This is a genomic window from Streptomyces sp. NPDC024555 (genome assembly GCF_055559335.1).
On record NZ_JBVHKV010000021.1, the window covers coordinates 129,372 to 152,726 of the forward strand.

23 protein-coding genes are annotated in these 23,355 nt (G+C 72.8%); 10 read left to right on the plus strand and 13 right to left on the minus strand.

From position 1 onward, the window contains the following. Window positions 1-88 precede the first annotated feature (88 nt). From ACZ4FH_RS30570 to ACZ4FH_RS30580, 3 genes are all read left to right on the plus strand, one after another. Window positions 89-1,321: an MFS transporter gene (locus ACZ4FH_RS30570; protein WP_467308988.1), complete on the plus strand. Its 1,233-nt coding sequence runs from the start codon at window positions 89-91 to the stop codon at window positions 1,319-1,321. Between the two features lie 189 nt (window positions 1,322-1,510). After that, entirely contained in the window at window positions 1,511-2,269 is a 759-nt protein-coding gene (locus tag ACZ4FH_RS30575) for a maleylpyruvate isomerase family mycothiol-dependent enzyme (RefSeq protein ID WP_467308989.1), read from the plus strand. Window positions 2,270-2,314: 45 nt separating this feature from the next. Further along, window positions 2,315-2,647 (plus strand): DUF6332 family protein, encoded by a 333-nt coding sequence (locus ACZ4FH_RS30580; protein WP_467308991.1) that lies wholly within the window; start codon window positions 2,315-2,317, stop codon window positions 2,645-2,647. Here ACZ4FH_RS30580 and ACZ4FH_RS30585 read toward each other — a convergent pair. The 4 genes from ACZ4FH_RS30585 to ACZ4FH_RS30600 all read right to left on the minus strand — a co-directional run bounded on the left by ACZ4FH_RS30585 (window position 2,608) and on the right by ACZ4FH_RS30600 (window position 6,055). Then, window positions 2,608-3,270 carry a response regulator gene (locus tag ACZ4FH_RS30585; RefSeq protein WP_467308992.1) on the minus strand — a complete coding sequence of 221 codons (663 nt, stop codon included), beginning with the start codon at window positions 3,268-3,270 and terminating at the stop codon, window positions 2,608-2,610. The genes ACZ4FH_RS30580 and ACZ4FH_RS30585 overlap by 40 nt on opposite strands. After that, window positions 3,267-4,571, minus strand: coding sequence for a sensor histidine kinase (locus ACZ4FH_RS30590; protein ID WP_467308994.1), 1,305 nt, complete (start codon window positions 4,569-4,571; stop codon window positions 3,267-3,269). Before ACZ4FH_RS30590 ends, ACZ4FH_RS30585 begins: the two co-directional genes overlap by 4 nt. Before the next feature lie 109 nt (window positions 4,572-4,680). Next, on the minus strand, window positions 4,681-5,271 hold the full coding sequence (locus ACZ4FH_RS30595) for an SMI1/KNR4 family protein (protein ID WP_467308995.1): 591 nt from the start codon (window positions 5,269-5,271) through the stop codon (window positions 4,681-4,683). 43 nt (window positions 5,272-5,314) lie between these two features. Further along, window positions 5,315-6,055, minus strand: coding sequence for a TetR/AcrR family transcriptional regulator (locus ACZ4FH_RS30600; RefSeq protein ID WP_467308997.1), 741 nt, complete (start codon window positions 6,053-6,055; stop codon window positions 5,315-5,317). Window positions 6,056-6,203: 148 nt separating this feature from the next. On the opposite strand from ACZ4FH_RS30600, the gene ACZ4FH_RS30605 reads away from it, so the two are divergent. After that, window positions 6,204-6,656: a nitroreductase/quinone reductase family protein gene (locus ACZ4FH_RS30605; protein ID WP_467308998.1), complete on the plus strand. Its 453-nt coding sequence runs from the start codon at window positions 6,204-6,206 to the stop codon at window positions 6,654-6,656. Between the two features lie 69 nt (window positions 6,657-6,725). Here ACZ4FH_RS30605 and ACZ4FH_RS30610 read toward each other — a convergent pair whose 3' ends face one another. Next, window positions 6,726-7,940, minus strand: coding sequence for a geranylgeranyl reductase family protein (locus tag ACZ4FH_RS30610; RefSeq protein ID WP_467308999.1), 1,215 nt, complete (start codon window positions 7,938-7,940; stop codon window positions 6,726-6,728). A gap of 183 nt (window positions 7,941-8,123) precedes the next feature. Between ACZ4FH_RS30610 and ACZ4FH_RS30615 the strand changes: the two genes are divergently transcribed. Beyond that, window positions 8,124-9,488, plus strand: a complete 1,365-nt coding sequence (locus ACZ4FH_RS30615) for a M20/M25/M40 family metallo-hydrolase (RefSeq protein ID WP_467309001.1) — start codon at window positions 8,124-8,126, stop codon at window positions 9,486-9,488. 143 nt (window positions 9,489-9,631) lie between these two features. After that, window positions 9,632-10,345 (plus strand): MBL fold metallo-hydrolase, encoded by a 714-nt coding sequence (locus tag ACZ4FH_RS30620; protein ID WP_467309002.1) that lies wholly within the window; start codon window positions 9,632-9,634, stop codon window positions 10,343-10,345. Here the strand turns inward: ACZ4FH_RS30620 and ACZ4FH_RS30625 are convergent. Continuing rightward, window positions 10,304-11,341: an NUDIX hydrolase gene (locus ACZ4FH_RS30625; protein ID WP_467309003.1), complete on the minus strand. Its 1,038-nt coding sequence runs from the start codon at window positions 11,339-11,341 to the stop codon at window positions 10,304-10,306. The genes ACZ4FH_RS30620 and ACZ4FH_RS30625 overlap by 42 nt on opposite strands. Window positions 11,342-11,556: 215 nt before the next feature. Between ACZ4FH_RS30625 and ACZ4FH_RS30630 the strand changes: the two genes are divergently transcribed. Further along, complete coding sequence (locus ACZ4FH_RS30630; RefSeq protein ID WP_385112822.1) at window positions 11,557-11,733, plus strand: hypothetical protein; 177 nt, start codon at window positions 11,557-11,559, stop codon at window positions 11,731-11,733. Window positions 11,734-11,857: 124 nt separating this feature from the next. Here ACZ4FH_RS30630 and ACZ4FH_RS30635 read toward each other — a convergent pair whose 3' ends face one another. Next, complete coding sequence (locus ACZ4FH_RS30635) at window positions 11,858-12,124, minus strand: hypothetical protein (protein WP_383634416.1); 267 nt, start codon at window positions 12,122-12,124, stop codon at window positions 11,858-11,860. A 92-nt stretch (window positions 12,125-12,216) separates the two neighbouring features. Next, the gene (locus tag ACZ4FH_RS30640; protein ID WP_467309005.1) at window positions 12,217-13,377 is read right to left on the minus strand and encodes an FAD-dependent oxidoreductase; all 1,161 of its coding nucleotides are present in this window, start codon (window positions 13,375-13,377) and stop codon (window positions 12,217-12,219) included. A 112-nt stretch (window positions 13,378-13,489) separates the two neighbouring features. Here ACZ4FH_RS30640 and ACZ4FH_RS30645 point away from each other — a divergent pair, with 112 nt between their 5' ends. Next, window positions 13,490-14,170, plus strand: coding sequence for a TetR/AcrR family transcriptional regulator (locus ACZ4FH_RS30645; RefSeq protein ID WP_467309007.1), 681 nt, complete (start codon window positions 13,490-13,492; stop codon window positions 14,168-14,170). A gap of 30 nt (window positions 14,171-14,200) precedes the next feature. On the opposite strand, the gene ACZ4FH_RS30650 is transcribed toward ACZ4FH_RS30645, so the two are convergent. The 3 genes from ACZ4FH_RS30650 to ACZ4FH_RS30660 are packed head-to-tail and all read right to left on the minus strand — an operon-like array spanning window position 14,201 to window position 17,314. After that, window positions 14,201-15,097: a carbohydrate ABC transporter permease gene (locus ACZ4FH_RS30650; protein WP_467309009.1), complete on the minus strand. Its 897-nt coding sequence runs from the start codon at window positions 15,095-15,097 to the stop codon at window positions 14,201-14,203. Next, complete coding sequence (locus tag ACZ4FH_RS30655; protein WP_467309010.1) at window positions 15,094-16,008, minus strand: carbohydrate ABC transporter permease; 915 nt, start codon at window positions 16,006-16,008, stop codon at window positions 15,094-15,096. The genes ACZ4FH_RS30650 and ACZ4FH_RS30655 overlap by 4 nt, the downstream gene beginning before the upstream one ends. Before the next feature lie 16 nt (window positions 16,009-16,024). Continuing rightward, on the minus strand, window positions 16,025-17,314 hold the full coding sequence (locus ACZ4FH_RS30660; RefSeq protein WP_467309033.1) for an ABC transporter substrate-binding protein: 1,290 nt from the start codon (window positions 17,312-17,314) through the stop codon (window positions 16,025-16,027). A gap of 260 nt (window positions 17,315-17,574) precedes the next feature. On the opposite strand from ACZ4FH_RS30660, the gene ACZ4FH_RS30665 reads away from it, so the two are divergent. After that, a complete protein-coding gene (locus ACZ4FH_RS30665; protein WP_467309011.1) occupies window positions 17,575-19,617 on the plus strand; it encodes an NPCBM/NEW2 domain-containing protein in 2,043 nt (680 codons plus the stop codon). Between the two features lie 58 nt (window positions 19,618-19,675). Here the strand turns inward: ACZ4FH_RS30665 and ACZ4FH_RS30670 are convergent, their stop codons facing one another. Beyond that, window positions 19,676-20,644, minus strand: coding sequence for an ROK family protein (locus tag ACZ4FH_RS30670; protein ID WP_467309014.1), 969 nt, complete (start codon window positions 20,642-20,644; stop codon window positions 19,676-19,678). A gap of 169 nt (window positions 20,645-20,813) precedes the next feature. Here ACZ4FH_RS30670 and ACZ4FH_RS30675 point away from each other — a divergent pair, with 169 nt between their 5' ends. Further along, a complete protein-coding gene (locus ACZ4FH_RS30675) occupies window positions 20,814-21,842 on the plus strand; it encodes a LacI family DNA-binding transcriptional regulator (protein ID WP_467309016.1) in 1,029 nt (342 codons plus the stop codon). A gap of 15 nt (window positions 21,843-21,857) precedes the next feature. On the opposite strand, the gene ACZ4FH_RS30680 is transcribed toward ACZ4FH_RS30675, so the two are convergent. Further along, window positions 21,858-23,156: a DUF6986 family protein gene (locus ACZ4FH_RS30680; RefSeq protein ID WP_467309018.1), complete on the minus strand. Its 1,299-nt coding sequence runs from the start codon at window positions 23,154-23,156 to the stop codon at window positions 21,858-21,860. Window positions 23,157-23,355 lie beyond the last annotated feature (199 nt).

Sequence of the window (23,355 nt, forward strand, 5' to 3'; positions counted from 1 at the left end):
CGAGGCGGACCGGCGGCCCCGGATCCCTTGCGGGCACGGGCCGGCGGCCGTCTTGCGCCCATGGCCCGCGGACCCCTATCCTGAGTTTGTGCCGCAACTAAACAAACTGCGGACGGCACTGCCGGGGGGACCGGGCGACACCATCGCCCCACCTTCGTCGACACGCCTCCGTACCGCGCTGACCGTGTTCTTCGCCCTCGACGGGTTCCTCTTCGCCGGCTGGGTGGTCCGTATCCCGGCCATCAAGCAGCAGACCGGCGCCTCGGCCTCCACCCTCGGCCTCGCGCTGCTCGGCGTCTCCGCCGGTGCCGTGATCACCATGATGCTGACCGGGCGGCTGTGCCGCCGGTTCGGCAGCCATCCGGTGACCGTGGTCTGCGGCGTCCTGCTGTCGCTGAGCATCGCCCTGCCCGCCCGCACCCACTCGGCGCTCGCACTGGGGCTGGTCCTCCTGGTCTTCGGCGGCGCGTACGGCGCCATGAACGTGGCGATGAACAGCGCCGCCGTCGACCTGGTCGCCGCCCTGCGACGGCCCGTCATGCCCAGCTTCCACGCCGCGTTCAGCCTCGGCGGCATGATCGGCGCGGGGCTCGGCGGGCTGGTCGCGGGCGGGCTCTCCCCCTCCGCGCACCTGCTCTGCCTGACGGCCGTCGGCCTGCTGGTCACGGCCCTCGCGGGCCCGGTCCTGCTGCGCCACCCCTCGGGGACCCCGCTGCGCGACAGCTCGGCCCACGGGCCCGCCTCCTCCTCGCCCCTGACCGGACGGACGCGCCGCCTGGTGCTCCTGTTCGGCGTGATCGCGCTCTGCACGGCGTACGGCGAGGGCGCACTGGCCGACTGGGGCGCGCTCCATCTGGAACAGGACCTGGACGCCCATCCCGGGGTCGCTGCGGCCGGCTACTCGCTGTTCGCGCTGGCCATGACGGCCGGCCGGCTCAGCGGCACCGCGCTGCTCGAACGGCTGGGCCAGACCCGCACCCTGGTCGTCGGCGGGGGCACCGCGGCGGCCGGCATGCTGCTCGGCTCGCTCGCCCCGACCGCGTGGCTCGCGCTCGCCGGGTTCGCGGTGACCGGGCTCGGCCTGGCCAACATCTTCCCGGTGGCGGTCGGCAGGGCCGGTGAACTGGCCGGTCCCGGCGGGGTGGCCGCGGCCTCCACGCTCGGCTACGGCGGCATGCTGCTGGGACCGCCCGCCATCGGCTTCCTCGCCGACTGGTTCTCGCTGCCCGCGGCGCTCACCACGGTCGCCGTACTGGCCCTGGCGGCCGCCGCGCTCGGCTACGGCGCCCGCCACGCGTCCGGCTCCGGGACGGCCGCCTAGGGACTGTCGACCCTTCCCGTCTGCCGGGCGACGCCATGCACGCACCCTCGCCGCACCCGACGCCGCCCGGCCCGCCCTCCGGGCGAACGACGGGAACGGTCGGACGGCCCCCCGGCACCGCTCGTGCCCGCGGTGCGGGGGCGGAAAAACCTCGTCCCCGCACCGCGCGCCCCTGGCACAATCCGAGCCATGAAGATCATGGAGCACATCGAATCCCTTTCCGCCGAGGGCCGGTTGATGGCCGACGCGGCCGAGGAGGCGGGGACCGGGGCGCCCGTACCGACCTGCCCCGGCTGGCGGGTGCGCGATCTGCTCGACCACACCGCGGCGGTCCACCGCTGGGCCACTGCCTTCGTGACCGAGGGCCACCGCTCCTACGTCCCCGAGACCGAGGTGCCGGAGCTCGACGGCACCGCGCTCGTCGAGCGCTTCCGCGCCGGACACCGGAACCTGGTCACCGCGCTGGAGAACGCTCCGGAGGACCTGGAGTGCTGGACCTTCCTCCCGGCCCCCTCCCCGCTGGCCTTCTGGGCCCGCCGCCAGGCGCACGAGACGAGGGTCCACCGCTTCGACGCCGAGTCCGCGCTCGGCCGGCCGCCGGCCCCGGTGGCACCCGCCCACGCCGAGGACGGCATAGACGAACTGCTGCGCGGCTTCCACGCCCGCGAGCGGAGCAGGGTGCGCACCGACCTTCCGCGCACCCTGCGCGTGCGCACCACGGACACCGGCGCGGTCTGGGACGTCCGGCTGACCGCCGAACCCCCGGCCGCCGTGCGCCTGGACGCGACGGAGGACCGGGCGGAGCACGCGGCTCCGGCGGACTGCGAGGTGGCCGCCACCGCCGGACAGCTCTACCTCGCCCTGTGGAACCGGGCCCCGCTCGACGTCCTGCCCGCGACCGGTGACACGGACCTCGTCCGGCTCTGGCAGGAGCACTCGGCCATCTGACCGGGCGCCTTGTCCGCCCGGCACCCCGGCTGTGACACTACGGGGATGGGAGACCGCGACCGGGCGGAACGTGACGCGATGACCGTCGAGATCGTCTTCGCGGTGGTCACCGCCGCCCTGCTGGCGGGGGTGGCGTTCGCCGCGGTCTGCGCCCCCGCGTTCCTCGCCTCGGGCCGGGCCGGCTCCGGACTGGTGAGGGTCGCGGCGTGCACGGCCGGGGTGGTCTTCCTCGGCCGGGTCGTCGACGTGCTGCTGCGCTTCGGGCGCCGGGGAACCGAGCGCGAGATCGGCGGACGCGCCCCTTCCTCCACGGGGAAGGGGCGGACACCTCCCGGGGATCAGCCCATCCAGCCGGGCCGCACCAGCCCGGACTCGTAGGCGAGGACGACCAGTTGGGCCCGGTCGCGGGCGCCGAGCTTCACCATGGTGCGGCTGACGTGGGTCTTCGCGGTCAGCGGGCTGACGACCAGGCGCCGGGCGATCTCCTCGTTGGAGAGCCCCATGCCGACGAGTGCCATCACCTCCCGTTCCCGCTCGGTCAGTTCGCCGAGAGAGGCGGCGACGGGCTCCTTGGAGCGGGCCGCGAACTCGGCGATCAGCCGACGGGTGACGCCCGGGGAGAGCAGGGCGTCTCCCCCGACGACCGCGCGGACGGCCCGCAGCAGTTCCTCCGGTTCGGTGTCCTTGACGAGGAAGCCGGAGGCGCCGGAGCGGATCGCCTCGAAGACGTACTCGTCGAGTTCGAAGGTGGTCAGCATGACCACCCTGACCCGGTCCAGCGCGGGGTCCCCGGTGATGGCGCGGGTCGCGGCCAGGCCGTCGAGACGGGGCATCCGGATGTCCATCAGGACGGTGTCGGGGCGCAGCTCGCGCACCAGGCGCACCGCCTCCTCGCCGTCGGCGGCCTCACCGGCCACCTCGATGTCCGGCTGGGCGTCCAGCAGGGCCCGGAACCCCGCCCGGACGAGCAGTTGGTCGTCGGCGAGCAGTACGCGGATCACGGTGTCCCCTTCCGGTGCGCCGGGCCGTCGAAGCCGCCGGTCAGCGGGAGCTCGGCCCGGACCCGGAAGCCTCCGCCGGGTGCGGTTCCCGCCTCGATCGTGCCACCCAGGGCCGCGGCCCGCTCCCGCATCCCGGCCAGTCCGTTGCCGCTGCCGCCCGCGTCCGTGCCGGTGGCGGGTCCGTCGTCGTCGATACGGAGCAGGATGCGGTCCTGTCCGTAGCCGACGAGGACCCGGGCGGTACGTGATCCGGAGTGCCGGACGACGTTGGTCAGGGCCTCCTGGACGATCCGGAACGCGGCGAGGTCCGCGCCCGGCGGCACGGTGCCCCGTTCGCCCTCGGTCGTGACGGTGACGGTGAGGCCGGTGCTCGCGGCCTGTTCGACGAGTTCGGGCAGCCGGCCGAGTCCGGGAGCGGGGGCCCGGGGGGCGTCGCCGGGGGTCCGCAGGGTGTCCAGGACCTGCCGCACCTCGCCGAGCGCCTCCTTGCTGGCGGCCTTGATGGTCGTCAGCGCGGTGCGGGCCTGCTCGGGATCGGTGTCGATGAGGGCGAGGCCGACGCCCGCCTGGACGTTGATGACGGAGATGCTGTGGGCGAGGACGTCGTGCAGTTCGCGGGCGATCCGCAGCCGTTCCTCGTCGGCCCGCCGCCGCTCCGCGCGGGCGCGCTCGACGCGCTGCGCCGCCCACTGCTCCCGGCGTACGCGGACGAACTCGGCGGCGGCCACGATGGCCACCACCCAGGCGGTGACACCGGCCTCCTGGCCCCAGGGCCGGGCGGTGTCACCGTCCGGCGGCAGCCAGCGGTAGAGCCAGTGGCCGACGAGGATGTGCCCCGCCCACACCATGGCCACCGCCGACCAGGCGGCGCGGCGGTGCCCGGCGACGACGGCGCTGAAGCAGCCGACCGCCACGGCCAGGAAGACCGGCCCGTACGGATAGCCCGCGCCGAGATAGACCGTGGCCGCCGCCGAGGCGCCGAAGACGACCGCGACCGGACGGCGGTGCCGGAACAGCAGGACCGCGACGGAGGCGAGCAGGAGCAGTCGGGCGAAGAGGTCGAGCGGGACCTTCTCGCCCTCCTGGCTGTGCGCGGCGACGGTCGAGCCGACCATGACGACGACGCCGATCAGGAGCGTGGACACCCAGGGCAGCCGGGCCCGCGCCCCGTCGCGGCCACCGGTCAGCCAGCCCGGCGGCTCCCCGCCGCCCCGGTGGCCCCTCGCCCACGGAGGACGGTGTGCCGTTCTGCCCCGTCCTCCCGGGGGCCCGTCGCCCGTCTCCGCCCGCTGGTCGTCCATGGCGGCCACGCTAGACCGCACACCGTCCCGGAGGCGTCCGCCCGGCGTGGCGATCGCCCGTACTCCCCCGGGAGTACGCGAACGGCTCGGGCGGGCCGCCGGACGGGGCTCAGCGGTCGACGACGGGGCTCGGAGGGGACGGCGGCCCCCAGCCCGGCGGCAGAAGCGCCCACGAACCGTGGTCCAGCCACTCCCCGAACCGGACGGGACGGCCGCCGCCGGCGTGGTCCAGGGACAGCGGGACGATCAGGTCGCAGGTGGCCCTCCCGTCCCACCAGACCGTTCCGGCCAACGGGCCGGTCACGGCCAGCAGGGTGGAGAAGCCGCAGCCGTGCTCCTGGACGACGACCGCGCCGGCCGTCCTCAGGTCCTCGGCCCGATCGGCCTCGTCGGCCCAGGCGCGCCGGGCCGCCGCATACGCGGCATCGTCCGCGAACTCCTCAACCCGCGGCTCGCGCGCCATCGGTCCGTCGTCGCTCCCCGCACAGGAACCCGGATGCGGGAAGGCGGTCGTCAGCAGATCACGCCGCCACGCGTCGTTCCCGGCCCACCACCAGCCCTGCCCGGTCCGCCGCAACGGGAGGAGCGCGCCGCCCGCGCTCACCTCCCGCAGGTACGCCCGGTACTCCTCGGGGAGACGGACGCCGAGTTCCCTTTCGGCCTCGGCGATCTCGGCTTCGGTGAGGGGCGGTTCCGTCATGGGAGGAGCCTACGGGCGTCGTACGGACCGCCGGACCGCCGCCTTAGCGGTTCCCCATCAGGCCGACGGTCCGGCCCAGTTCCGCGACGGCGTGGCGGAAGAAGACCTCGCGGTCCTCCACCACCCGGTTGAACTGGCCGAACAGCTCGAAGGACAGCAGCCCGAAGAGCTGCGACCAGGCGGCGACGAGCGGGGCGGCCGCGGCCGGCGGCAGTCCGGGCGCGAACGCGGCGGCCAGCCGCTCGGCCTCGGGGCGCAGTTCCTCCGCGAGCGGCGGGAGTGCCAGCCCCTCGGTGCGGTGGGCCTCCTCGACGACGGAGATGAGCAGCAGGCCGACGCGGGAGGCCGGGACGACGGTGGTCTGCGGGGCGGTGTAGCCCGGCACGGGCGACCCGTAGATCAACGCGTACTCGTGCGGGTGGGCCAGGGCCCAGGTGCGGACGGCGCAGCCGACGGCCGTCCAGCGGGCGAGGCCGGTGCCGTGCGCGGGAGCGGGGGCCTCGGGGTCGGCGGGGGGTGCGGGGGCCTCCGTCACCTCGCGGTCGGCGCGCTCGGCCGCCGCACCCACGGAGTCGTACGCGTCGACGATCAGGGCCGTCAGCAGTTCGTCGCGGCTGGGGAAGTAGCGGTAGAGCGCCGACGAGACCATGCCCAGCTCGCGCGCCACCGCACGCAGCGACAGTTTCGCCGCTCCTTCCTCGGCGAGCTGCCGCCGCGCCTCGTCCTTGATGGCGGCGGTGACCTCGATGCGGGCCCGCTCCCTTGCTCCCTTGATTGCGCTCATGCCCGTCAGTCTGCCACGGATCTGGAGCACTGACCAGGAACGAGAGCAGTGCTCTTGCTTTTGAGCACCGCACCGATGCACACTGATCTCAAGCGAGAGCACCGCTCACCAATCCAGAGCACCGCTCTCATCAACCATGGGGGTCACCATGTCGCAGCCGTACTACCGCCGGGGCAGCTCCTTCACCGTCCGCATGAACGGCGTCGTCGGCTGGCTGGCACGGCACGGGATCAGCCTGATGGGTTCGCAGGAGCTGTCGGTGCGGGGTCGCAAGAGCGGCCGGATGCAGCGCATCCCGGTCAACCTCCACACCTACGAGGGCGTGCAGTACCTCGTCTCGGCGCGCGGCCACTCGCAGTGGGTGCGCAATATGCGTGCCGCGGGCGGCGGCGAGCTGCGGGTGGGCCGCAGGACCCGCCCGTTCACGGCGACGGAGATCGGGAACGACGCGCACAAGGCGGCGGTCGTCCGCGCCTATCTGGAGCGCTGGGGCTGGGAGGTCAACCAGTACTTCCAGGGCATCACGGCCAAGTCCACGGACGCCGAACTCCTGGCGGCCCTCCCCGACCACCCGGTCTTCCGGGTGGCCGTCGAGAACTGACTCCGGGGCCGGACCGCGCGTCTCGCGGATCCGGCCCCGGAGCCTCGGGACAGAAGAAGGGGAAGAGCGCTAACGGTCCATCGCCGACAGCGCCCGCTGCGCCAGCGGGTGCGAACGGACCAGTTCGGCCAGCGAGGTCGTGCCCCGGGTGACTCCGGCGAACGCGTTCCACGCGGGCCGGAATCCGGTCAGAACGGCGTGCAGCACACCGGGGCGGCGCTCGAAGAGCTTCAGCATCCGGCGCCCCACGCTCATCTCGACGCCGAGCCCGGCCTTGATGGCGAAGGCGTAGTTGAGCGCCTGGCGGCGCGCGTCCACGGCGTCGTGCGACTCCGCGACCCGTACGGCCCACTCACCGGCGAGCCGCCCCGAGCGCAGGGCGAAGGAGATGCCCTCCCGGGTCCACGGCTCCAGCAGCCCCGCCGCGTCCCCGCACACCAGGACCCGGCCGCGCGAGAGCGGCGAGTCCTCGCTGCGACAGCGCGTCAGATGACCGGAGGAGATCTTCGGTTCGAAGCCGGCCAGGCCGAGCCGCGCGATGAAGTCCTCCAGATAGCGCTTGGTGCCCGCGCCGTCGCCCCGGGCCGAGATCACCCCGACGGTCAGGGTGTCGCCCTTGGGGAAGACCCAGCCGTAACTGCCGGGCATGGGGCCCCAGTCGATGAGCACCCGGCCGGCCCAGTCCTCGGCCACGGTCGGCGGCACGGGGATCTCGGACTCCAGACCCAGGTCCACCTGGTCCAGCTTCACCCCGACATGGGCTCCTATCCGGCCGGCACTGCCGTCGGCACCCACCACCGCGCGGGCCAGGACCGTCTCGCCACCGGAGAGCACGACCGCGACCGTGCGCCGGTCGGGCACCGCGGCACCGTGCTGCTCGACCCGGGTCACCGTCGCACCGGTGCGCAGTTCGGCGCCCGCCTTCTGCGCCTCCTCCACCAGGCCCGCGTCGAACTCGGGCCGGTTGATGAGCCCGAAGAGCATGCGCCGGGAGCGGCGGGTCCGCGCCAGCCTGCCGTTGAGCGAGAAGGTGACCGCGTGGATCCGGTCCTGCAGGGGCAGTTCGAATCCGGGCGGCAGCGCGTCGCGCGAGTACCCGATGATGCCGCCGCCGCATGTCTTGTAGCGGGGCAGCTCCGCCTTCTCCAGGAGCAGTACCCGGCGGCCGGCGACCGCCGCCGCGTATGCCGCCGAGGCTCCCGCCGGTCCGGCGCCGACTACGACGACGTCCCACACGGACGACTCTTCGTGCTCATGTCCGGCGTCTGCGTTCTCGCTGCTCACGATGTGCTTCTGCTCCCGATCCGACCAGTGGCCCCAGCTGCTCCAGGCATCCTACGGCGCGCTGCGAGCGCTCCCCGCTGTGGGAGGATCGGCCGAGCCTCCGCCGTACCCGCGATACCGCACTCCTGGTGTCCGGGTGGCCGGATTCGTACCCATAACGCCGCACCTACGAGGAGCGTACCCATGACCGTCCATCCGATTTCCGAGACCGTCGCCTCGTTGATGCCCCGTGCGCGGACGGAGCTCGCGGAGCTGGTGGCCTTCCAGTCGGTGGCGGACCCGGACGTGTACCCGAAGAGCGAGTGCGAGGCGGCGGCCGCGTGGGTCGCCGACGCCCTGCGCGCCGAGGACTTCCAGGACGTCGCGCTGCTCGACACCCCGGACGGCACCCAGTCCGTCTACGGATACCTGCCCGGCCCGGCGGGGGCTCCCACGGTGCTGCTGTACGCGCACTACGACGTGCAGCCGCCGCTCGACGAGTCGGCCTGGCTGTCCCCGCCGTTCGAGCTGACGGAGCGTGACGGCCGCTGGTTCGGCCGGGGAGCGGCCGACTGCAAGGGCGGGGTGCTGATGCATCTGCTGGCGCTGCGCGCCCTCAAGGCCAACGGCGGGGTGCCGGTCTCGGTGAAGGTGATCGCCGAGGGCTCGGAGGAGCAGGGCACCGGCGGCCTGGAGCAGTACGCGCGGTCGCACCCGGAACTGCTGACGGCGGACACCATCGTGATCGGGGACACCGGCAACTTCCGCGTCGGGCTGCCGACCGTCACCTCGACGCTGCGCGGGATGACGATGCTCCGGGTCCAGCTGGACACCCTCGAAGGCAACCTGCACTCCGGGCAGTTCGGCGGTGCCGCGCCCGACGCGCTGGCCGCGATGATCCAGCTGCTCGCGTCGCTGCGGGCCGAGGACGGCTCGACCACCGTCGACGGTCTCACCGACGACGCGGCGTGGGACGGGCTGCAGTACCCGGAGGAGGAGTTCCGCTCGGACGCCAAGGTCCTGGACGGGGTCTCCCTGATCGGCACGGGCACGGTCGCGGACCGCGTCTGGGCGCGTCCGGCCGTCACCGTCATCGGGATCGACTGCCCGCCGGTGGTCGGGGCGACGCCCTCCGTGCAGGCGAGCGCCCGCGCGCAGATCAGCCTCCGGGTGCCGCCGGGCGCCGACGCGGTCGAGGCGACGAAGCTGCTGACCGCGCATCTGCGCGCGCACACCCCGTGGGGGGCGCGGATCGCGGTCGAGCAGGTGGGCCAGGGGCAGCCGTTCCGCGCCGATCTGTCGAGCCCGGCGTACACGGCGATGGCCGACGCCATGCGGACCGCGTACGACGGCCAGGAGATGCAGTCCTCGGGGATGGGCGGCTCGATCCCGCTGTGCAACGCGCTCTCCGAGCTGTATCCGCAGGCCGAGATCCTGCTGATCGGTCTGAGCGAGCCCGAGGCGCAGATCCACGCGGTGAACGAGAGCGTGTCGCCCGAGGAGCTGGAGCGGCTCTCGGTGGCCGAGGCGCTGTTCCTGCGGAACTACGCGGAGTCCAAGAAGGCCTGAGGGCTCCTGGGCCGTGTCCCGGGACGGACGGCGGCCGGCCGGGGTGCGAGGTCCGCGCCCCGGCCGGCCGCTACGCGCAGAGCGAAGCTCGCCCAGAGCGTAGTCGGGCGCCGCCGCGGAGCGTGCGCGCATACGTTCGCGGCATGGAACTCATCGAGATACTGCCCCGGTTGCACCTGCTGCGTTTCCGGATCGGCCAGGCCTACCTCTGGCGCGACGGGACCGAACTGACCCTGATCGACGCGGGCGACGCGGAGAGCGGACCCGCCATCGAGGAGGCGGTCCGCGGACTCGGCCACGATCCGGCCCGGATCGCCCGGATCGTCATCACCCACGGCCACCGCGACCACTACGGCGCCGCTCAGGAGCTCGCCGACCGGCACGGCTGCGAGATCCTCGCGCACCGGCTGGACGCCCCGTACATCCGGGGCGAGGCGGAGGTCCCCGCCCCGGACCTGCTGGACTGGGAGATCCCCATCCACGCCCACGGGCTGACGGTGCCCGTGGCGCCCCCGACCCGGGTGGACACGGAGCTGTCCGACGGGAGCACGCTGCCCTTCGGCGACGGGGCGGTGGTGGTCCACTCCCCCGGGCACACGCCGGGTTCCGTCGGCATCCATCTGCCCCGGCACAAGGTCCTGTTCACCGGGGACTGCGTCGCCGAGGCGCAGGGACAGGTGCTGCTGGGCGTGATGAACATCGACCGGGAGCAGGCCGCGGCCTCCTTCGGCCGGCTGGCGGACCTGGAGGCGGCCACGGTCTGCTTCGGTCACGGCGAACCGCTCACCGAGGACGCGGTGGCGGTGATGCGCGCCTCAGCCCACGGGGATGCCGGCCTCCAGGTTGAGCACGGCTGAGCGTTCCCGGGCGCGCAGGGCCCAGCACAGCCGTTCGTACCGGGTGGGAGGCAGCATGGTGGCAGCCTCCTCCTCGGTGACGAACCGCCAGTCGCGCAGCTCCGATCCGGGCAGCAGCAGTCTCCGGGCGTCCGCGCCGGTCAGGGTGCCTCCGTCGAAGAGCAGCCGCAGACCGCCGTAGCCGGGCGGCCGGGGGGCCTCCCAGTCGACGACGAGCAGCCGGGGCACCCGGTCGAGGTGGATCCCTATCTCCTCGGCCACCTCCCGTATCCCGGCCTGCGCGGGCGCCTCACCGGCCTCCACCACACCGCCGGGGAACTCCCAGCCCGGTTTGTACGTGGGGTCGACGAGCAGGACCCGGTCGTGCTCGTCGAAGAGCAGCACTCCGGCCGCGACGGTCTCGGCCGTGGGGTCGGGGGTCTGCACGATCTCGCAGACGGGCGCCGCCCCGGTCCGTACGGCCTCGGCGATCCGCTCGGCCGTCTCGCGCGGGGTGAGCGCGCCGTTGTCGATGGTGTGGGCGTCGGGGGTGATCCAGCGGAGCGCGGATTTGTAGGGCGCGATCCGGTCGAACGCCCAGCGGCCGGTGCTGTCGACCCGGTCCGGGTCCTCGGGGAACTGGGCCCGGTGCGCGATCCGTTGACGCAGGATCGTTTCGTCAGGTCGGAGCAGTACATGGTGCACGGAGACGCGCCTGGAGGCGAGCCCGCCGAAGATCTCGTCGCGGTACTCCTGCCGCAGCAGGGTCATCGGGACGACCAGCACACCACCGATCTCGGCGAGCAGCGCCGCCGCCGTGTCGACCACGAGGCGCCGCCAGATCGGCAGGTCCTGGAAGTCGGTCACTTCGGCGAGCTTCTTCTGGGGCAGCAGGGATCCCAGCCCCGCCCCGGTCAGTTCCGGGTCGTACAAGGTGCTGTTCGGGATCAGATCGATCAGTTCACGCGCGGCGCTCGTCTTGCCCGCGCCGAACGCACCGTTGATCCAGACGATCACGGTTCCCCCTCTTCCGTAGCCCCCAGTGGCTTGCCCGCAACACCGTGCCGCGAAAACACGACTGTGGCGGTGACGTTGCCGGAGCGCAACCACGCCGTCCGGCCGGGCGGCTGCTTCCGGCGGGCCGAAGGTGCCCGTTCGGGCCGTTCCGGGCGTAACGGCGGGCCCCGTGCGTCGTTGGAGCGGGCATCGGAACGAACGACAGGGGGTGCACCGTGCGCCGCACCGTACTGGAACGGTTTCCCGCGGGGGATCCACGGGGCAGTTGGCCTGCGGAGGAGTTCGCGGCGGCCCGTCGCGGCGAGGGCGTCGCGGCGGAGGTGGTGATGGACCTGGAACAGGACGCGTTCCTCGTGGTCGTCCCGCAGCAGGGCATGGACCGCGGCCGGTGATCCGGGGCAGGGCGCGCCGAAGCCGCAGGGGCCGGCCGCCCGGTGTCCCGGCGGCGCCCCGCCTCCGGCTCGGGCCCGCCGCAGGGGCCCCGGCCGCCGGGGAACGCCCGGCCCCCCGCAGCGGTCAGGGCGTGTCGCCTCGCCAGTCCCACTTGTCCGGATCCTCGCCCCGCGGTCCGTACTCCGCCCGGCCCCCGGCCCCGTAGGCGCCGATCTCGGTGACGAGGGCGGAGCCGTCCGCGAGGGCGACGTCGGTCCAGCCGGTCACGTCCAGCAGCAGCCCGTCGAGCGGCCCGCCCACCAGCTCCCGGTAGGAACGGCCCGGCTTGGGCCCGGGGTCGGGGTCGTCGTGATCGGCGCCGTACACGCGACGCCGCATGATCTCGTCCATACCCGCAGGATCGCACCCGCCACTGACAACGCCGTCGGTCCACGGGCCCGGATGACTCGATCGGACCCGCGCCGCCCCCGCTCGAACGGCCCTCAGACGGCCGTGGGAGCGGCGGTGTCCGGTTCCGCCGGGGCGCGCCCGTCCTCCTCGGGGCGGAAGAAGGCCAGCATCCGCCGGGCCGCGTCGGGCGCCGCCAGGACGGAGTGCAGCCGTTCGGACATCCGGGCCGCCTTCCCGGCGCGTTCGAACATCTCGCGTTCGTAGGCGGCGACGGCGGCGGGGACGTCGCCCGGCCGTCCGGCCAGGGCGAGGGCGAGCAGGGCGCCGTCGAGCAGCGCCATGTTGGCCCCCTCCCCGACCGGCGGCATGAGATGCGCGGCGTCGCCGACGAGCGTCACGCCGGGTACCGGGGCCCAGCTCAGCCCGGCCGGGAGGCTGCTGACGGCCCGTGGCACGACCAGGTCGTCGCAGGCCCCGATGAGGGTGGCGAAGCGGGCGTCCCAGCCGGGGAGCAGTTCGATCAGCCGGGCACGGGCGGCGGCCGGGTCGTCGAAGGGGATGCCGCAGGTGTCGAGCCAGTCCTCGTCGGTGCGGTGGAAGCCGATGCCGATGCGCACCCGGCCGTCGCCGTTGCGCTGGGCGGAGAGGGTCAGCCCGTCCCCGAGCGCCCAGTAGCTGCCCCGGCCGACCATCTCCGCGAGTGCGGGGTGCGTGCGGTCGATGTCGGGGATGCCGATCTCGACGCTGTGGTGGCCGGTGTGCGCGGGGCGGGCATCAGTGACCAGCGGGCGGACCCGGGAGGAGGCGCCGTCCGCGCCGACCAGCAGCTCGCAGGGTGCGCTTCCGCCGTCCTCGAAGTGCAGCCGGCCCGGTTCGGCGCGGGTGAGGACGTGGCCCCAGCGCACGACGCCCTCGGGCAGGGAGTCGAGCAGCAGGGCGCGCAGGTCGGCGCGGTCGATCTCGGGACGGAGGAGCGGGGCGTCGTCCGGGGTGTCCTCCTGGAGGAGCAGCGTGCCGTCCGAGTCGAGGAGGCGCAGGTCCTGGCCCTCGCCCCGGGCGATCGCGAGGAAGGCGTCGAGCAGGCCGGCCTCGCGCAGGGCCCGCTGCCCGGAGTGGATGTCGAGCATGCCGCCCTGACCGCGCGCGTGGCGCGAGGACTCGCGTTCGTAGACGACGGATTCGATGCCGTGCACATGCAGCACCCGTGCGAGGGCGAGCCCGCCGAGGCCCGCTCCGACGATGGCGATGGTCATGGTTGCCCCCTTGTCGGACGGTCGTCCTGTCCCGTGCCGTGCACGGCGAACCGTCCGATACACCGTATCGTTCGATACGGTGTATCGCCAGCCGCCGGGTATCGTCGGCCTCATGTTCGTGTGGGAGCGGCCGGAGCCGCCGCAACGTCCGGTTCCTGCCCCGCTGAGCCGTGAGCTGATCGTGGATGCGGCGGTCCGGCTGGCCGACGCCGACGGGCTGGACGCGGTGTCGCTGCGCAAGGTCGCCGCCGCGCTGGACGTCCGCCCGATGCGGCTCTACGGCTACATCGACAGCAAGGAGGAGCTGCTCGACCTCATGGTCGACGCCGCCCATGCGGAGATCCGGCCGGCCGGTGACGGATGGCGGGAGGTGCTGGAGTCGCTGGCGGCGGGGATGCGGCGTGCCGTGCTCGCCCACGAATGGCTCGCCGACCTCCTCGGCGGGCGCCCGCAGCTCGGACCGCACGCGCTGGCCGTCAGCGAGAGCGTGCTCGCCGCGTTGGACGGTCTGGACGTGGACGACGTCATGCCGGTGGTCGCGGCGGTCAACGCGTACACCATCGGGACGGTGCGCCGGGAGGTCGCCGACCGGAGGGCCGAGCGGGCCACCGGCCTGGACGAGAAGAGCTGGCAGGCCGCCCGGGGACCGTATCTGCGCCGGGCCTTCGCCACCGGAAGGTACCCCGCGCTGGCCGCGGTGGTGCGCGACGCCGCGCACCTCGACCCCGACGCGACCTTCCGGACCGGACTCGCCTTCCTGCTCGACGGCATCGGGGCCCGCGTCGCCCGGTGACCGGGGCGCCGATGCCGCCGGGCGGCGGGGTCACCCCTTGCCGGACCCCAGGGTGAGGCCCGCGATGAAGTGCCGCTGGAGCAGCAGGAAGACCACCAGGGTGGGCAGGGCGACGATCACCGAACCGGCGGCGAGCAGGTTGTAGTCCGTGAAGAACTGACCGCGCAGATTGTTCAGCGCCGAGGTGATCGGGAGCTTGTCGCCGTCCGAGACGAAGACCAGCGCCCACAGGAAGTCGTTGTACATCCAGGTGAACTGGAGCGTGCCCAGGGCGGCGAGCGCGGGGCGGCAGAGCGGCAGGGTGATGCGCCAGTACCGGGTCCAGACGCCCGCGCCGTCCACGACCGCCGCCTCCAGGATCTCCTGAGGGAGGGTCCGCATGAAGTTGGCCAGGACGAAGACGCAGAAGCCCAGCTGGAAGCCGACCTGCACCAGGACGACGGCCCAGTAGGAGTCGAACATCGTCATCGAGTCGGACATCCAGTACGGCAGCGGGATCCGGTTGAAGACGACGTACAGCGGGGTGACGATCACCTGCTGCGGGAGCAGGTTCCCGGCGGTGAAGAGCATCAGCAGGACGAGTCCGCCGCGCAGTTTCAGCCGGGCGAGGGCGAAGGCCGTGAACGAGGCGAGGAAGAGCGTCACCAGAACGCCGGGGACGGCGATGATCAGCGTGTTGACGAAGTACTTCGTCATGCCGGAGTCGGAGAACGCCTGCCGGTAGTAGTCCAGGGAGAGATGGCGCGGCAGCGAGAAGTAGCCGTGCTCGGAGGTCTCCTCGTACGGGCGCAGCGAGGCGTAGACGGCGAGCAGCAGCGGGGCGAGGAACGCGAGCGAGACCGCCATGAGGAAGGCATGCACGCCCAGCCGGCCGGGGCGGACGCGGCGCCGGGCCGGGCGGGCACCGGCCGGATGCGGCGGGGTCATCGGTCCTTCTCCCCTCGGAGTTCCTGCACCAGGTACGTCACGACGAATCCCAGCGAGACGACGAGCAGGACGACGGCGATGGCGGAGCCGAACCCGATCCGGCTGGCCTCGCCGATGATGTTGTCCGTGACGAGGACGGAGAGCAGTTCGAGTCCGTTGCGGCCGTGGTTGACCGCGTAGACGATGTCGAAGGCGCGCAGCGACTCGATGACGGTGATGACGCCGACGATCACGTTGACCGGTCGCAGGGTGGGGAAGACGATGCGGAAGAAGGTCTGCGTCTCGCTCGCCCCGTCGATGGCGGCGGCCTCCTTGAGGGAGGTGTCCACGGCCTTGAGCCCGGCGAGGTAGAGGATCATCACATAGCCGGTGTGGCGCCAGGCCGCGGCCAACAGGACCATCCAGATGTTGAGGTCGGGGTCGCCCAGCCAGTCCGTGGGGGTGCGCGTGTCGCCGATGACGGCGTTGAGGGCCCCCTGGTCGCGGGAGAAGACGAGCTGGGCGATGAAGCCGACCACGGCCAGGGAGAGCACCACGGGCATGTAGAGGGTCGACTGGTAGAACCGGCTGAAGCGCACCCCCTTGTCGATGAGGACGGCCAGCAGCAGTCCGAAGGGGGTGGCGACCAGGCCGAGGAAGGCCAGCCAGAGCAGGTTGTGACGGGCGGCGGGCCAGAACGGCGGGTAGTTCGTGAAGAGGTTCGCGTAGTTGCGCGTGCCCACCCACTCGATGTCGCCGATCCCGTCCCAGCTGGTGAAGGAGAGGGCGACGGAGGCCAGGGTGGGCCCCCACACCACGGCGAGGTCGAGCAGGAGGGGCAGGCCGAGCAGCACGCCCAGGACGGCCAGGTCGCGGCGGGTGAACCGCCGCGTGCCCCGTCGTCCGGTGCGCCGCCCCGAGGTGAACGACACGGTCGGTACTCCCGGTTCAGTCCGAGGCGAAGATGGTCTTCTTCTGCCGTTCGATGTCGTTGACGAGTCCGTCCACGTCGTTCGGGCTGCTGATGAACTTCTGGATCGCCGGGATCATGACGGTCGATGAGAAGTCGGGCCGGGTGTCGCGGTCCAGGAACTGGGAGATCTGTTTGGCCCCGGAGACCAGCTCGACGGCCTTCTTCTGGAGGTCCGAGTACTGCGAGGTGTCGGCCTGGTCGCTGACCGCGATGTTGTTCGGGTCGCTCTTGAGGTAGATGTCCTCGGCCTTCCCGGTGGCGAGCCACTTCAGCAGGTCCTTGGCGCTCTCCAGCGTCTTCTCGTTCTTGAGGCTCCTGGACTTCTTGGCGAGGAGGAATCCGTCGATGGGCGCCTCGACGGCGTCCTGGCCGTGCTCGGGGTTGATGACGGGGAAGGGGAAGAAGTCGAGGTCCCCCTGCTCGTCCTTGGGGAACTGGGCGCCGGGGTGCGGGAGTCCGAAGACGGCCATGCCCGAGGTGCGCTTCTGGAGGCTGGTGGCGGCCTCCTGCCAGGTGCGCCCGTTGGCGCCCGGCTGGCAGTACGGGAGCAGCCGGCGCCAGGTGTCGAAGACCTCCTTGACGCGTTTGTCGGTCCAGGCCTCCTCCCCCGCCATCAGGCTCTTGTGGAACGCGTATCCATTGGTGCGCATGTTGATGTAGTCGAACGTGCCCATGGCGGGCCAGCCGTCCTTGTCGCAGAACGCGATGGGGTCCAGCTTGTCCTTCTTCATCTGCCTGGCGAGGGCCACGTACGCGTCGAGCGTCTTCGGCGCCTCGTAGCCGCGCTCCGTGAAGAGGCTCTTCCGGTGGAAGACGGCCCACGGATAGTAGTAGTACGGCGTGAGGTACTGCTTGCCGTCCTCGCCGGTCGACTGCGCCTTCAGGGCGTCGGAGAAACCCTCGTACCCCTGCCAGTTGTCACTGATGTCGTACAGCAGTCCCTTCTTGGCGAAGAACTGCATGCGGTATCCGGCGAACCACATGAAGACGTCGTCGGGTTTGCCCTGGAGATAGCGGTTGATGTTCTCCTGAAAGGTGTTGTGGTCGACCGTGTTGACCTTCACCGTGCGCCCGTCGGACTGGGCCGCATAGGCCTTGAACGCGTCGGCGAAGGCCTTCTTCGGAATGGGGTCGGAGGAGTTGGAGCCCAGGGTGACGGTCTTGCCGTCGCCACCGGGGCCGCCGCCGCAGGCGGTGAGCAGTGCGGGAAGCGTGACCGCGCCGGCCCCGATCGCCGCGCCGCGCAGCAGGCTCCTCCGGGACATCCCTCCCGCAACGCCGCGGGCCGGATCCGAGCTGTCGTACGAGTGCGCCATGACCTCCTCCTTCGGAAGGCAACCGAACACAACCGAACGTGCGCTTGGATCACACCCCCAACCAGCATGCCCGTCAAGGGTTTTGACGAGATACCGAACAACCGGCACCGGGCCTCTTCCAACAGACTTCAACACGCCCTAACGTAATCGCTCGCCTTGGCGTGCACATGTCGCTATTCGATCCGGCACGAGTACGGAGGAACGTAACGATGCGTCATCTTCCAAGCCGTACCACCCGCACCCGCCGCCTCAGAGTCGTCGGAGCCCTGGCCGCGGGCCTTCTCTGCGCGGCCGGCACCACCGTTCCGGCCGCCGCGTCGGCGCCGTCCGCCCCCGCCTCGCCCCCGGCCGTCCAGGCGGCCGGAAACGGTCTCGCGCTCACCCCGCCCATGGGGTTCAACAACTGGAACTCGACCCATTGCCGAGCCGAGTTCAACGAGGAGATGGTCAAGGGAATCGCCGATATCTTCGTCGACAAGGGGCTCAGGGAAGCGGGCTACGAGTACGTCAATCTGGACGACTGCTGGGCGGAACCGCAGCGCGACGCGGAAGGAAAACTGGTCGCCGACCCGGTGCGCTTCCCGCACGGAATCGCGGCCGTCGCCGACTACGTCCACGCCCGGGGGCTCAAGCTCGGCATTTACACCAGCGCGGGCACCAGGACGTGCGACAGCGTGGGCCTTCCCGGCGCGCTCGGCCACGAGTACAGCGACGCCCGGCAGTTCGCGGACTGGGGTGTCGACTACCTCAAGTACGACAACTGCAACAACCAGGGCGTCGACGCCCGGGAACGCTATACGACGATGCGGGACGCACTGGCCGCCACCGGCCGCCCCATCGTGTACAGCATCTGCGAATGGGGCCAGAACAAACCCTGGGAATGGGCCGCGGAACTGGGTCATCTCTGGCGCACCACGGGTGACATCGGCGACAGCTGGAGCAGCATGCTGTCGATCATGAAGAAGAACCTGCCGCTCGCCGCCGCGGCGGGCCCCGGCCACTGGAACGACCCCGACATGCTGGAGGTCGGCAACGGCGGCATGACGGACACGGAGTACCGCACGCACTTCTCCATGTGGTCGGTGATGGCCGCGCCCCTGCTCATCGGCTCCGATCTGCGCAGGGCGACGCCCGAGACGTACGCGATCCTCTCCAACCGGGAGGTCATCGCCGTCGACCAGGACCCGCTGGGCCGGCAGGGCGTCGTCCTGTCGTCCGAGGACGGACGCTGGGTGGTGGTCAAGGAGATGCGGGACGGCAGCCGGGTGGTGGCCCTGTTCAACGAGAGCGCGAACGCGCAGCGGATCTCCACGACGGCCGCGGCGGCGGGGCTGCCGGCCGCCGACGCGTACACCGTGCGGGATCTGTGGGCCGGGACCACCCGCAATACGGCGGGTGCCCTGTCCGCGACGGTGCCCGCGCACGGGACGGTGCTGCTGCGGGTCGCCGCGGACAGCCGCTGGGCCGCGTATCCGCCGGCGGTGGAACTGGCCCTGGACGGCAGTCCGCTGCTGGAGGCGGGGCGTACGACGACCCTGACCACCTCGGTCACGGATCTGGGCCGGACCCCGGCGCTGCGGGCCTCGGCGACGCTCACCGGGCCCGAGGGCTGGCGCGTCACCGCCGACTCCCCGGCCACGGCACGGGTCCTGCCCACCGGTCGGGCGCTGACCACCCGCTGGCGGGTGACGGCGCCGCCCGGTACCGCGGCGGGCACCTACGACCTGACGCTCGGTGCCCGCTACCGCGCCCCCTCCGGCGAGCGCGCCGCGTCCACGGTCCCGTTCCGGGCCCATGTGGTGGTGGCGCCCCCGCCGGGCGGCGGCTACCTCGGCGACCTGCCGTGGCTCGCGGCGACCAGTGGCTACGGCCCCGTCGAGAAGGACACCAGCAACGGTGAGAGCGCGGCGGGCGACGGCCGTCCGCTGACCATCGGCGGCGAGGTGTACGCGAAGGGGCTGGGGGTGCACGCGCCCAGCGAGATCTCCTACTACGCGGGAGGCGCCTGCGCGACGGTGACGGCACAGGTCGGCGTGGACGACGAGAAGGGCGCCAAGGGCACCGCCGCCTTCGAGGTCTGGGCCGACGGGACGAAGGCCGCCTCGACCGGGGTCCTCACCAACGCGATGCCCGCCCTCCCGCTCTCGGCGGACGTCACGGGAGCGCAGGTCGTCCGGCTGGTCGTCACCGACGGCGGCGACGGGGTCGACTCCGACCACGCGGACTGGGCGGATCTGCGCATCACCTGCTGACCCGGCCCGGACCCGGGTGGCGGCCCCCTCCGCCGTCACCCGGGTCCGGTCCGGAGGTTCATGGCCGCGCCGGGACCGTCAGGATGCCCCGCGCCCCGTCCCGCGTGCCGAAGGCCGCCGCGGCGGCGCCGACCAGGCCGGCGTCGGTGCCCATGACCGCCGGGGCCACCGTCAGCTCCTGGACGAACGACAGGGTGGCGTACCGGCGCAGCGCGGCGCGCAGCGGGGCGAACAGGAGGTCGCCCGCGCCCGCTACTCCCCCGCCGATCACCGCGATGTCGATCTCCACGAGGGTGGCCGTCGCGGCGATGCCCGCGGCGAGCGCCTGTGCGGCCCGCTCGAAGGAGGCCAGCGCGACCGGGTCCCCGGCCCGCGCGGCGGCGGCCACCCCGGCGGCCGAGGCGTCCGCGTCCGGGCCGGGCAGCCAGCCGTTGGCCAGGGCCCGGCGGGCGATGTTCGGACCGCTCGCGATGCGCTCGACACAGCCGCGCCCGCCGCATGGACACGGATCGCCGTCGAGGTCCACGCTGATGTGCCCGATGTGGCCGGCGTTCCCGCTCGGCCCGGGGTGCAGCGCGCCGCCGAGCACGAGGCCGCCGCCGACCCCGGTCGACACCACCATGCACAGCGCGTTGTCGTGGCCCCGGGCGGCGCCCAGCCAGTGCTCGGCCGCGGTGACCGCGACACCGTCCCCGACCAGCCCGACCGGGAGTCCGCCGGCCGCCGCGCCCACCCGGGCCACCAGCGGAAAGCTCCGCCAGCCCGGCACGTTCACCGGGCTGACCGTGCCGTTCGCCGCGTCCACCGGTCCGGCGCTGCCGATGCCGACGGCGCGGACCCGCGGCCAGAGCGGGGAGGCGGACAGCTCCGCGAGGACCTCGGCGACGGCCGCCATCACCGTCTCGCCGTCCTTCCCGGCGGGCGTGGGGCGGCGCGCCCGCGTACGAAGGGTGCCGGACCCGTCCACCAGCGCTCCGGCGATCTTGGTTCCGCCGATGTCCAGCGCTGCGACGAGGTCGGTGTGCATCGGGACGGCTCCGGGGGTGAGGGGCGGGACCTGCGGCTTCGGCCGGTGGTCTGCACAGTCTCCATTCCGCTGACAACGTTGTCCAGGGCCTATGCTCGACGCCACAGCCTCCGGCGCCCCTCGTGGCACGGCCGGATCCGCCCGCAACCCGACGACAGGACAGCGCATCGTGGCCGAGACCACCCGTCACCCGGAGCCCCGTTACGGCAACCGTCCGACCATGAAGGACGTGGCCGCCCGAGCCGGAGTGGGCCTCAAGACGGTCTCGCGCGTGGTCAACGGCGAACCGGGCGTCACCCCCGACACCGAGCGCCGGGTCCAGGAGGCCATCGAGGCGCTGGGCTTCCGCCGCAACGACAGCGCGCGCGTCCTGCGCAAGGGGCGCACCGCCTCGATCGGGCTGGTGCTGGAGGATCTCGCCGACCCGTTCTACGGACCGCTGAGCCGTGCCGTCGAGGAGGTCGCGCGCGCCCACGGGGCCCTGCTCATCAACGGGTCGAGCGCCGAGGACCCGGAGCGCGAGCAGGAGTTGGTGCTCGCCCTGTGCGCCCGTCGGGTCGACGGCCTCATCGTCATTCCGGCGGGCGACGACCACCGCTATCTGGAGCCCGAGATCAAGGCGGGCATAGCCACGGTGTTCGTGGACCGCCCGGCGGGACGGATCGATGCCGACACGGTGCTGTCGGACAGCTTCGGCGGGGCCCGCGAGGGGGTCGCCCATCTGATCGCGCACGGCCACCGCCGTATCGGCTTCGTCGGCGACCAGCCGAGGATCCACACCGCCACGGAGCGGCTGCGCGGCTACCACACGGCGATGGCGGACGCCGGGATCGCCGTCCGGGACTCCTGGGTCTCGCTCGGCTCCACGGACCCGGTGCGGGTGCGCGCGGCGGTGGAGGACATGCTGACGGGCCCCGAGCCGGTGACCGCCCTGTTCGCGGGGAACAACCGGGTGACGGTGACCGCCGTGCGCGTCCTGGCCGGCCGGGAGCGGCCCGTGGCCCTGGTCGGGTTCGACGACATCGAACTGGCGGACCTGCTCGGCATCACCGTCGTCTCCCAGGATCCGGCGGCCGCCGGCCGCACCGCCGCCGAGCACCTCTTCCGCCGGCTCGACGGCGCCGACCACGCCCCGGCCCGGGTCGAGCTGCCGACCCGGCTCGTCCCGCGCGGTTCGGGCGAGCTGCCGCCGGCCTGAGGGACCGGAACACTTCTAAGGTGCCGTGACGGTCAGCCCGCCGCGCCGCGGTGCGGCGTACTCGTCCAGGTCGGCACGGGTCAGCCCGGTCAGGCCGGTCACCTCGGCGGTGTCGAGTGCGCCGCAGTCGATGCCGCGCAGCAGATAGCCGCTCAGCGCCTTCGCGGTGGCCGGTTCGTCCATCACGTCGCCGTCGGCCTTGGCCGCGTAGGCGGCGAGGCGGGCCGCGGCCTGCTCCAGGCCCTCGCGGTAGAAGGCGTAGACGGCGGCGTAACGGGTCGGCAGGTGTCCCGGGTGCATGTCCCAGCCCTGGTAGTACGCGCGGGCCAGGGCACGGCGGGTCAGACCGTAGTGGAGCCGCCAGGCCTCGTGGACCCGGGCGGTGGGGCCGACGGGCAGGACGTTGGTGGAGCCGTCGCTGACCCGTACGCCGGTGCCGGCGGCGGCGACCTGCATGACGGCCTTGGCGTGGTCGGCGGCCGGGTGGTCGCTCGCCTGGTAGGCGGCGCTGACGCCGACGCAGGCGCTGTAGTCGAAGGTGCCGTAGTGCAGTCCGGTCGCCCGGCCGGCCGCGGCGTCGATCATGCGGGCGACGGCGGCGGTCCCGTCGGCGGCGAGGATCGACTGGCTGGTCTCGATCTGGATCTCGAAGCCGAGCCGTCCGGCGGGCAGCGCGTGCGCCTTCTCGAAGGCGTCGAGCAGCTGGACGAAGGCGGTGACCTGTTCGGGGTACGTCACCTTCGGCAGGGTCAGCACGAGGCCGTCGGGCAGGCCGCCCGCCTCCATCAGACCGGTGAGGAAGACGTCGGTGGTGCGGATGCCCCGGTCGCGCACGGCGGCTTCCATGCACTTCATCCGGATGCCCATGTACGGGGCGGCCGTGCCGTCCCGGTGGGCCTCCGCCACGAGCCGCGCGGCCCGAGCGGCCGCCTCGTCCTCCTCGGCGTCGGAGCGGGAGCCGTAGCCGTCCTCGAAGTCGATGCGCAGGTCCTCGACGGGCTCGCGCTCCAGCTTGGCGCGGACGCGGTCGTGGACCGGGCCCGCCAGCTCGTCCGGGATGCCGAGCACGGACGCGAACGCGCCGGCGTCGGGGGCGTGTTCGTCGAGCGCCCGCAGCGCCCGGTCGCCCCAGGAGCGCAGGGTGCCGGCCTCGAAGGCGTCGCCCGGTACGTAGACCGTGTGGACGGGCTGGCGGGTGCCGGGGTCGCCGGGATAGCGGCGGGCGAGTTCGGCGTCGACCGGCGCGAGGGACTCGCTGATCCCCGCGCTGACGGCACCGGCGAGGCTCGTCGCCACCTTCTCCTGCTGGCCCATGTCCACACCCTCCACTCTCGACAGCGTTTCCGCTTCCCGGAATCGACAATCCGTATAGTGAAGTTATAAGGCCGCCGTACCGGCGTCAATGGTGATCGACAGCAGTGCGGGGCCGCGCGGTGGGTGTCACCGTGCGGCCCCGCACCGTCTGCCGGGTGGGGTGTCAGCCCTTGCGGTTGTTGATCTCCTCGGTGAGCTG

What these genes read in the sequence shown, in the direction of transcription:
- ACZ4FH_RS30575 (WP_467308989.1), top strand. Translation starts at nt 1,511, where the DNA reads ATGAAGATCATGGAGCACATCGAATCCCTTTCCGCCGAGGGCCGGTTG.
- ACZ4FH_RS30580 (WP_467308991.1), top strand. Translation starts at nt 2,315, where the DNA reads ATGGGAGACCGCGACCGGGCGGAACGTGACGCGATGACCGTCGAGATC.
- ACZ4FH_RS30590 (WP_467308994.1), bottom strand. Translation starts at nt 4,571, where the DNA reads ATGGACGACCAGCGGGCGGAGACGGGCGACGGGCCCCCGGGAGGACGG.
- ACZ4FH_RS30595 (WP_467308995.1), bottom strand. Translation starts at nt 5,271, where the DNA reads ATGACGGAACCGCCCCTCACCGAAGCCGAGATCGCCGAGGCCGAAAGG.
- ACZ4FH_RS30600 (WP_467308997.1), bottom strand. Translation starts at nt 6,055, where the DNA reads ATGAGCGCAATCAAGGGAGCAAGGGAGCGGGCCCGCATCGAGGTCACC.
- ACZ4FH_RS30605 (WP_467308998.1), top strand. Translation starts at nt 6,204, where the DNA reads ATGTCGCAGCCGTACTACCGCCGGGGCAGCTCCTTCACCGTCCGCATG.
- ACZ4FH_RS30615 (WP_467309001.1), top strand. Translation starts at nt 8,124, where the DNA reads ATGACCGTCCATCCGATTTCCGAGACCGTCGCCTCGTTGATGCCCCGT.
- ACZ4FH_RS30620 (WP_467309002.1), top strand. Translation starts at nt 9,632, where the DNA reads ATGGAACTCATCGAGATACTGCCCCGGTTGCACCTGCTGCGTTTCCGG.
- ACZ4FH_RS30635 (WP_383634416.1), bottom strand. Translation starts at nt 12,124, where the DNA reads ATGGACGAGATCATGCGGCGTCGCGTGTACGGCGCCGATCACGACGAC.
- ACZ4FH_RS30640 (WP_467309005.1), bottom strand. Translation starts at nt 13,377, where the DNA reads ATGACCATCGCCATCGTCGGAGCGGGCCTCGGCGGGCTCGCCCTCGCA.
- ACZ4FH_RS30645 (WP_467309007.1), top strand. Translation starts at nt 13,490, where the DNA reads ATGTTCGTGTGGGAGCGGCCGGAGCCGCCGCAACGTCCGGTTCCTGCC.
- ACZ4FH_RS30650 (WP_467309009.1), bottom strand. Translation starts at nt 15,097, where the DNA reads ATGACCCCGCCGCATCCGGCCGGTGCCCGCCCGGCCCGGCGCCGCGTC.
- ACZ4FH_RS30660 (WP_467309033.1), bottom strand. Translation starts at nt 17,314, where the DNA reads ATGTCCCGGAGGAGCCTGCTGCGCGGCGCGGCGATCGGGGCCGGCGCG.
- ACZ4FH_RS30665 (WP_467309011.1), top strand. Translation starts at nt 17,575, where the DNA reads ATGCGTCATCTTCCAAGCCGTACCACCCGCACCCGCCGCCTCAGAGTC.
- ACZ4FH_RS30670 (WP_467309014.1), bottom strand. Translation starts at nt 20,644, where the DNA reads ATGCACACCGACCTCGTCGCAGCGCTGGACATCGGCGGAACCAAGATC.
- ACZ4FH_RS30680 (WP_467309018.1), bottom strand. Translation starts at nt 23,156, where the DNA reads ATGGGCCAGCAGGAGAAGGTGGCGACGAGCCTCGCCGGTGCCGTCAGC.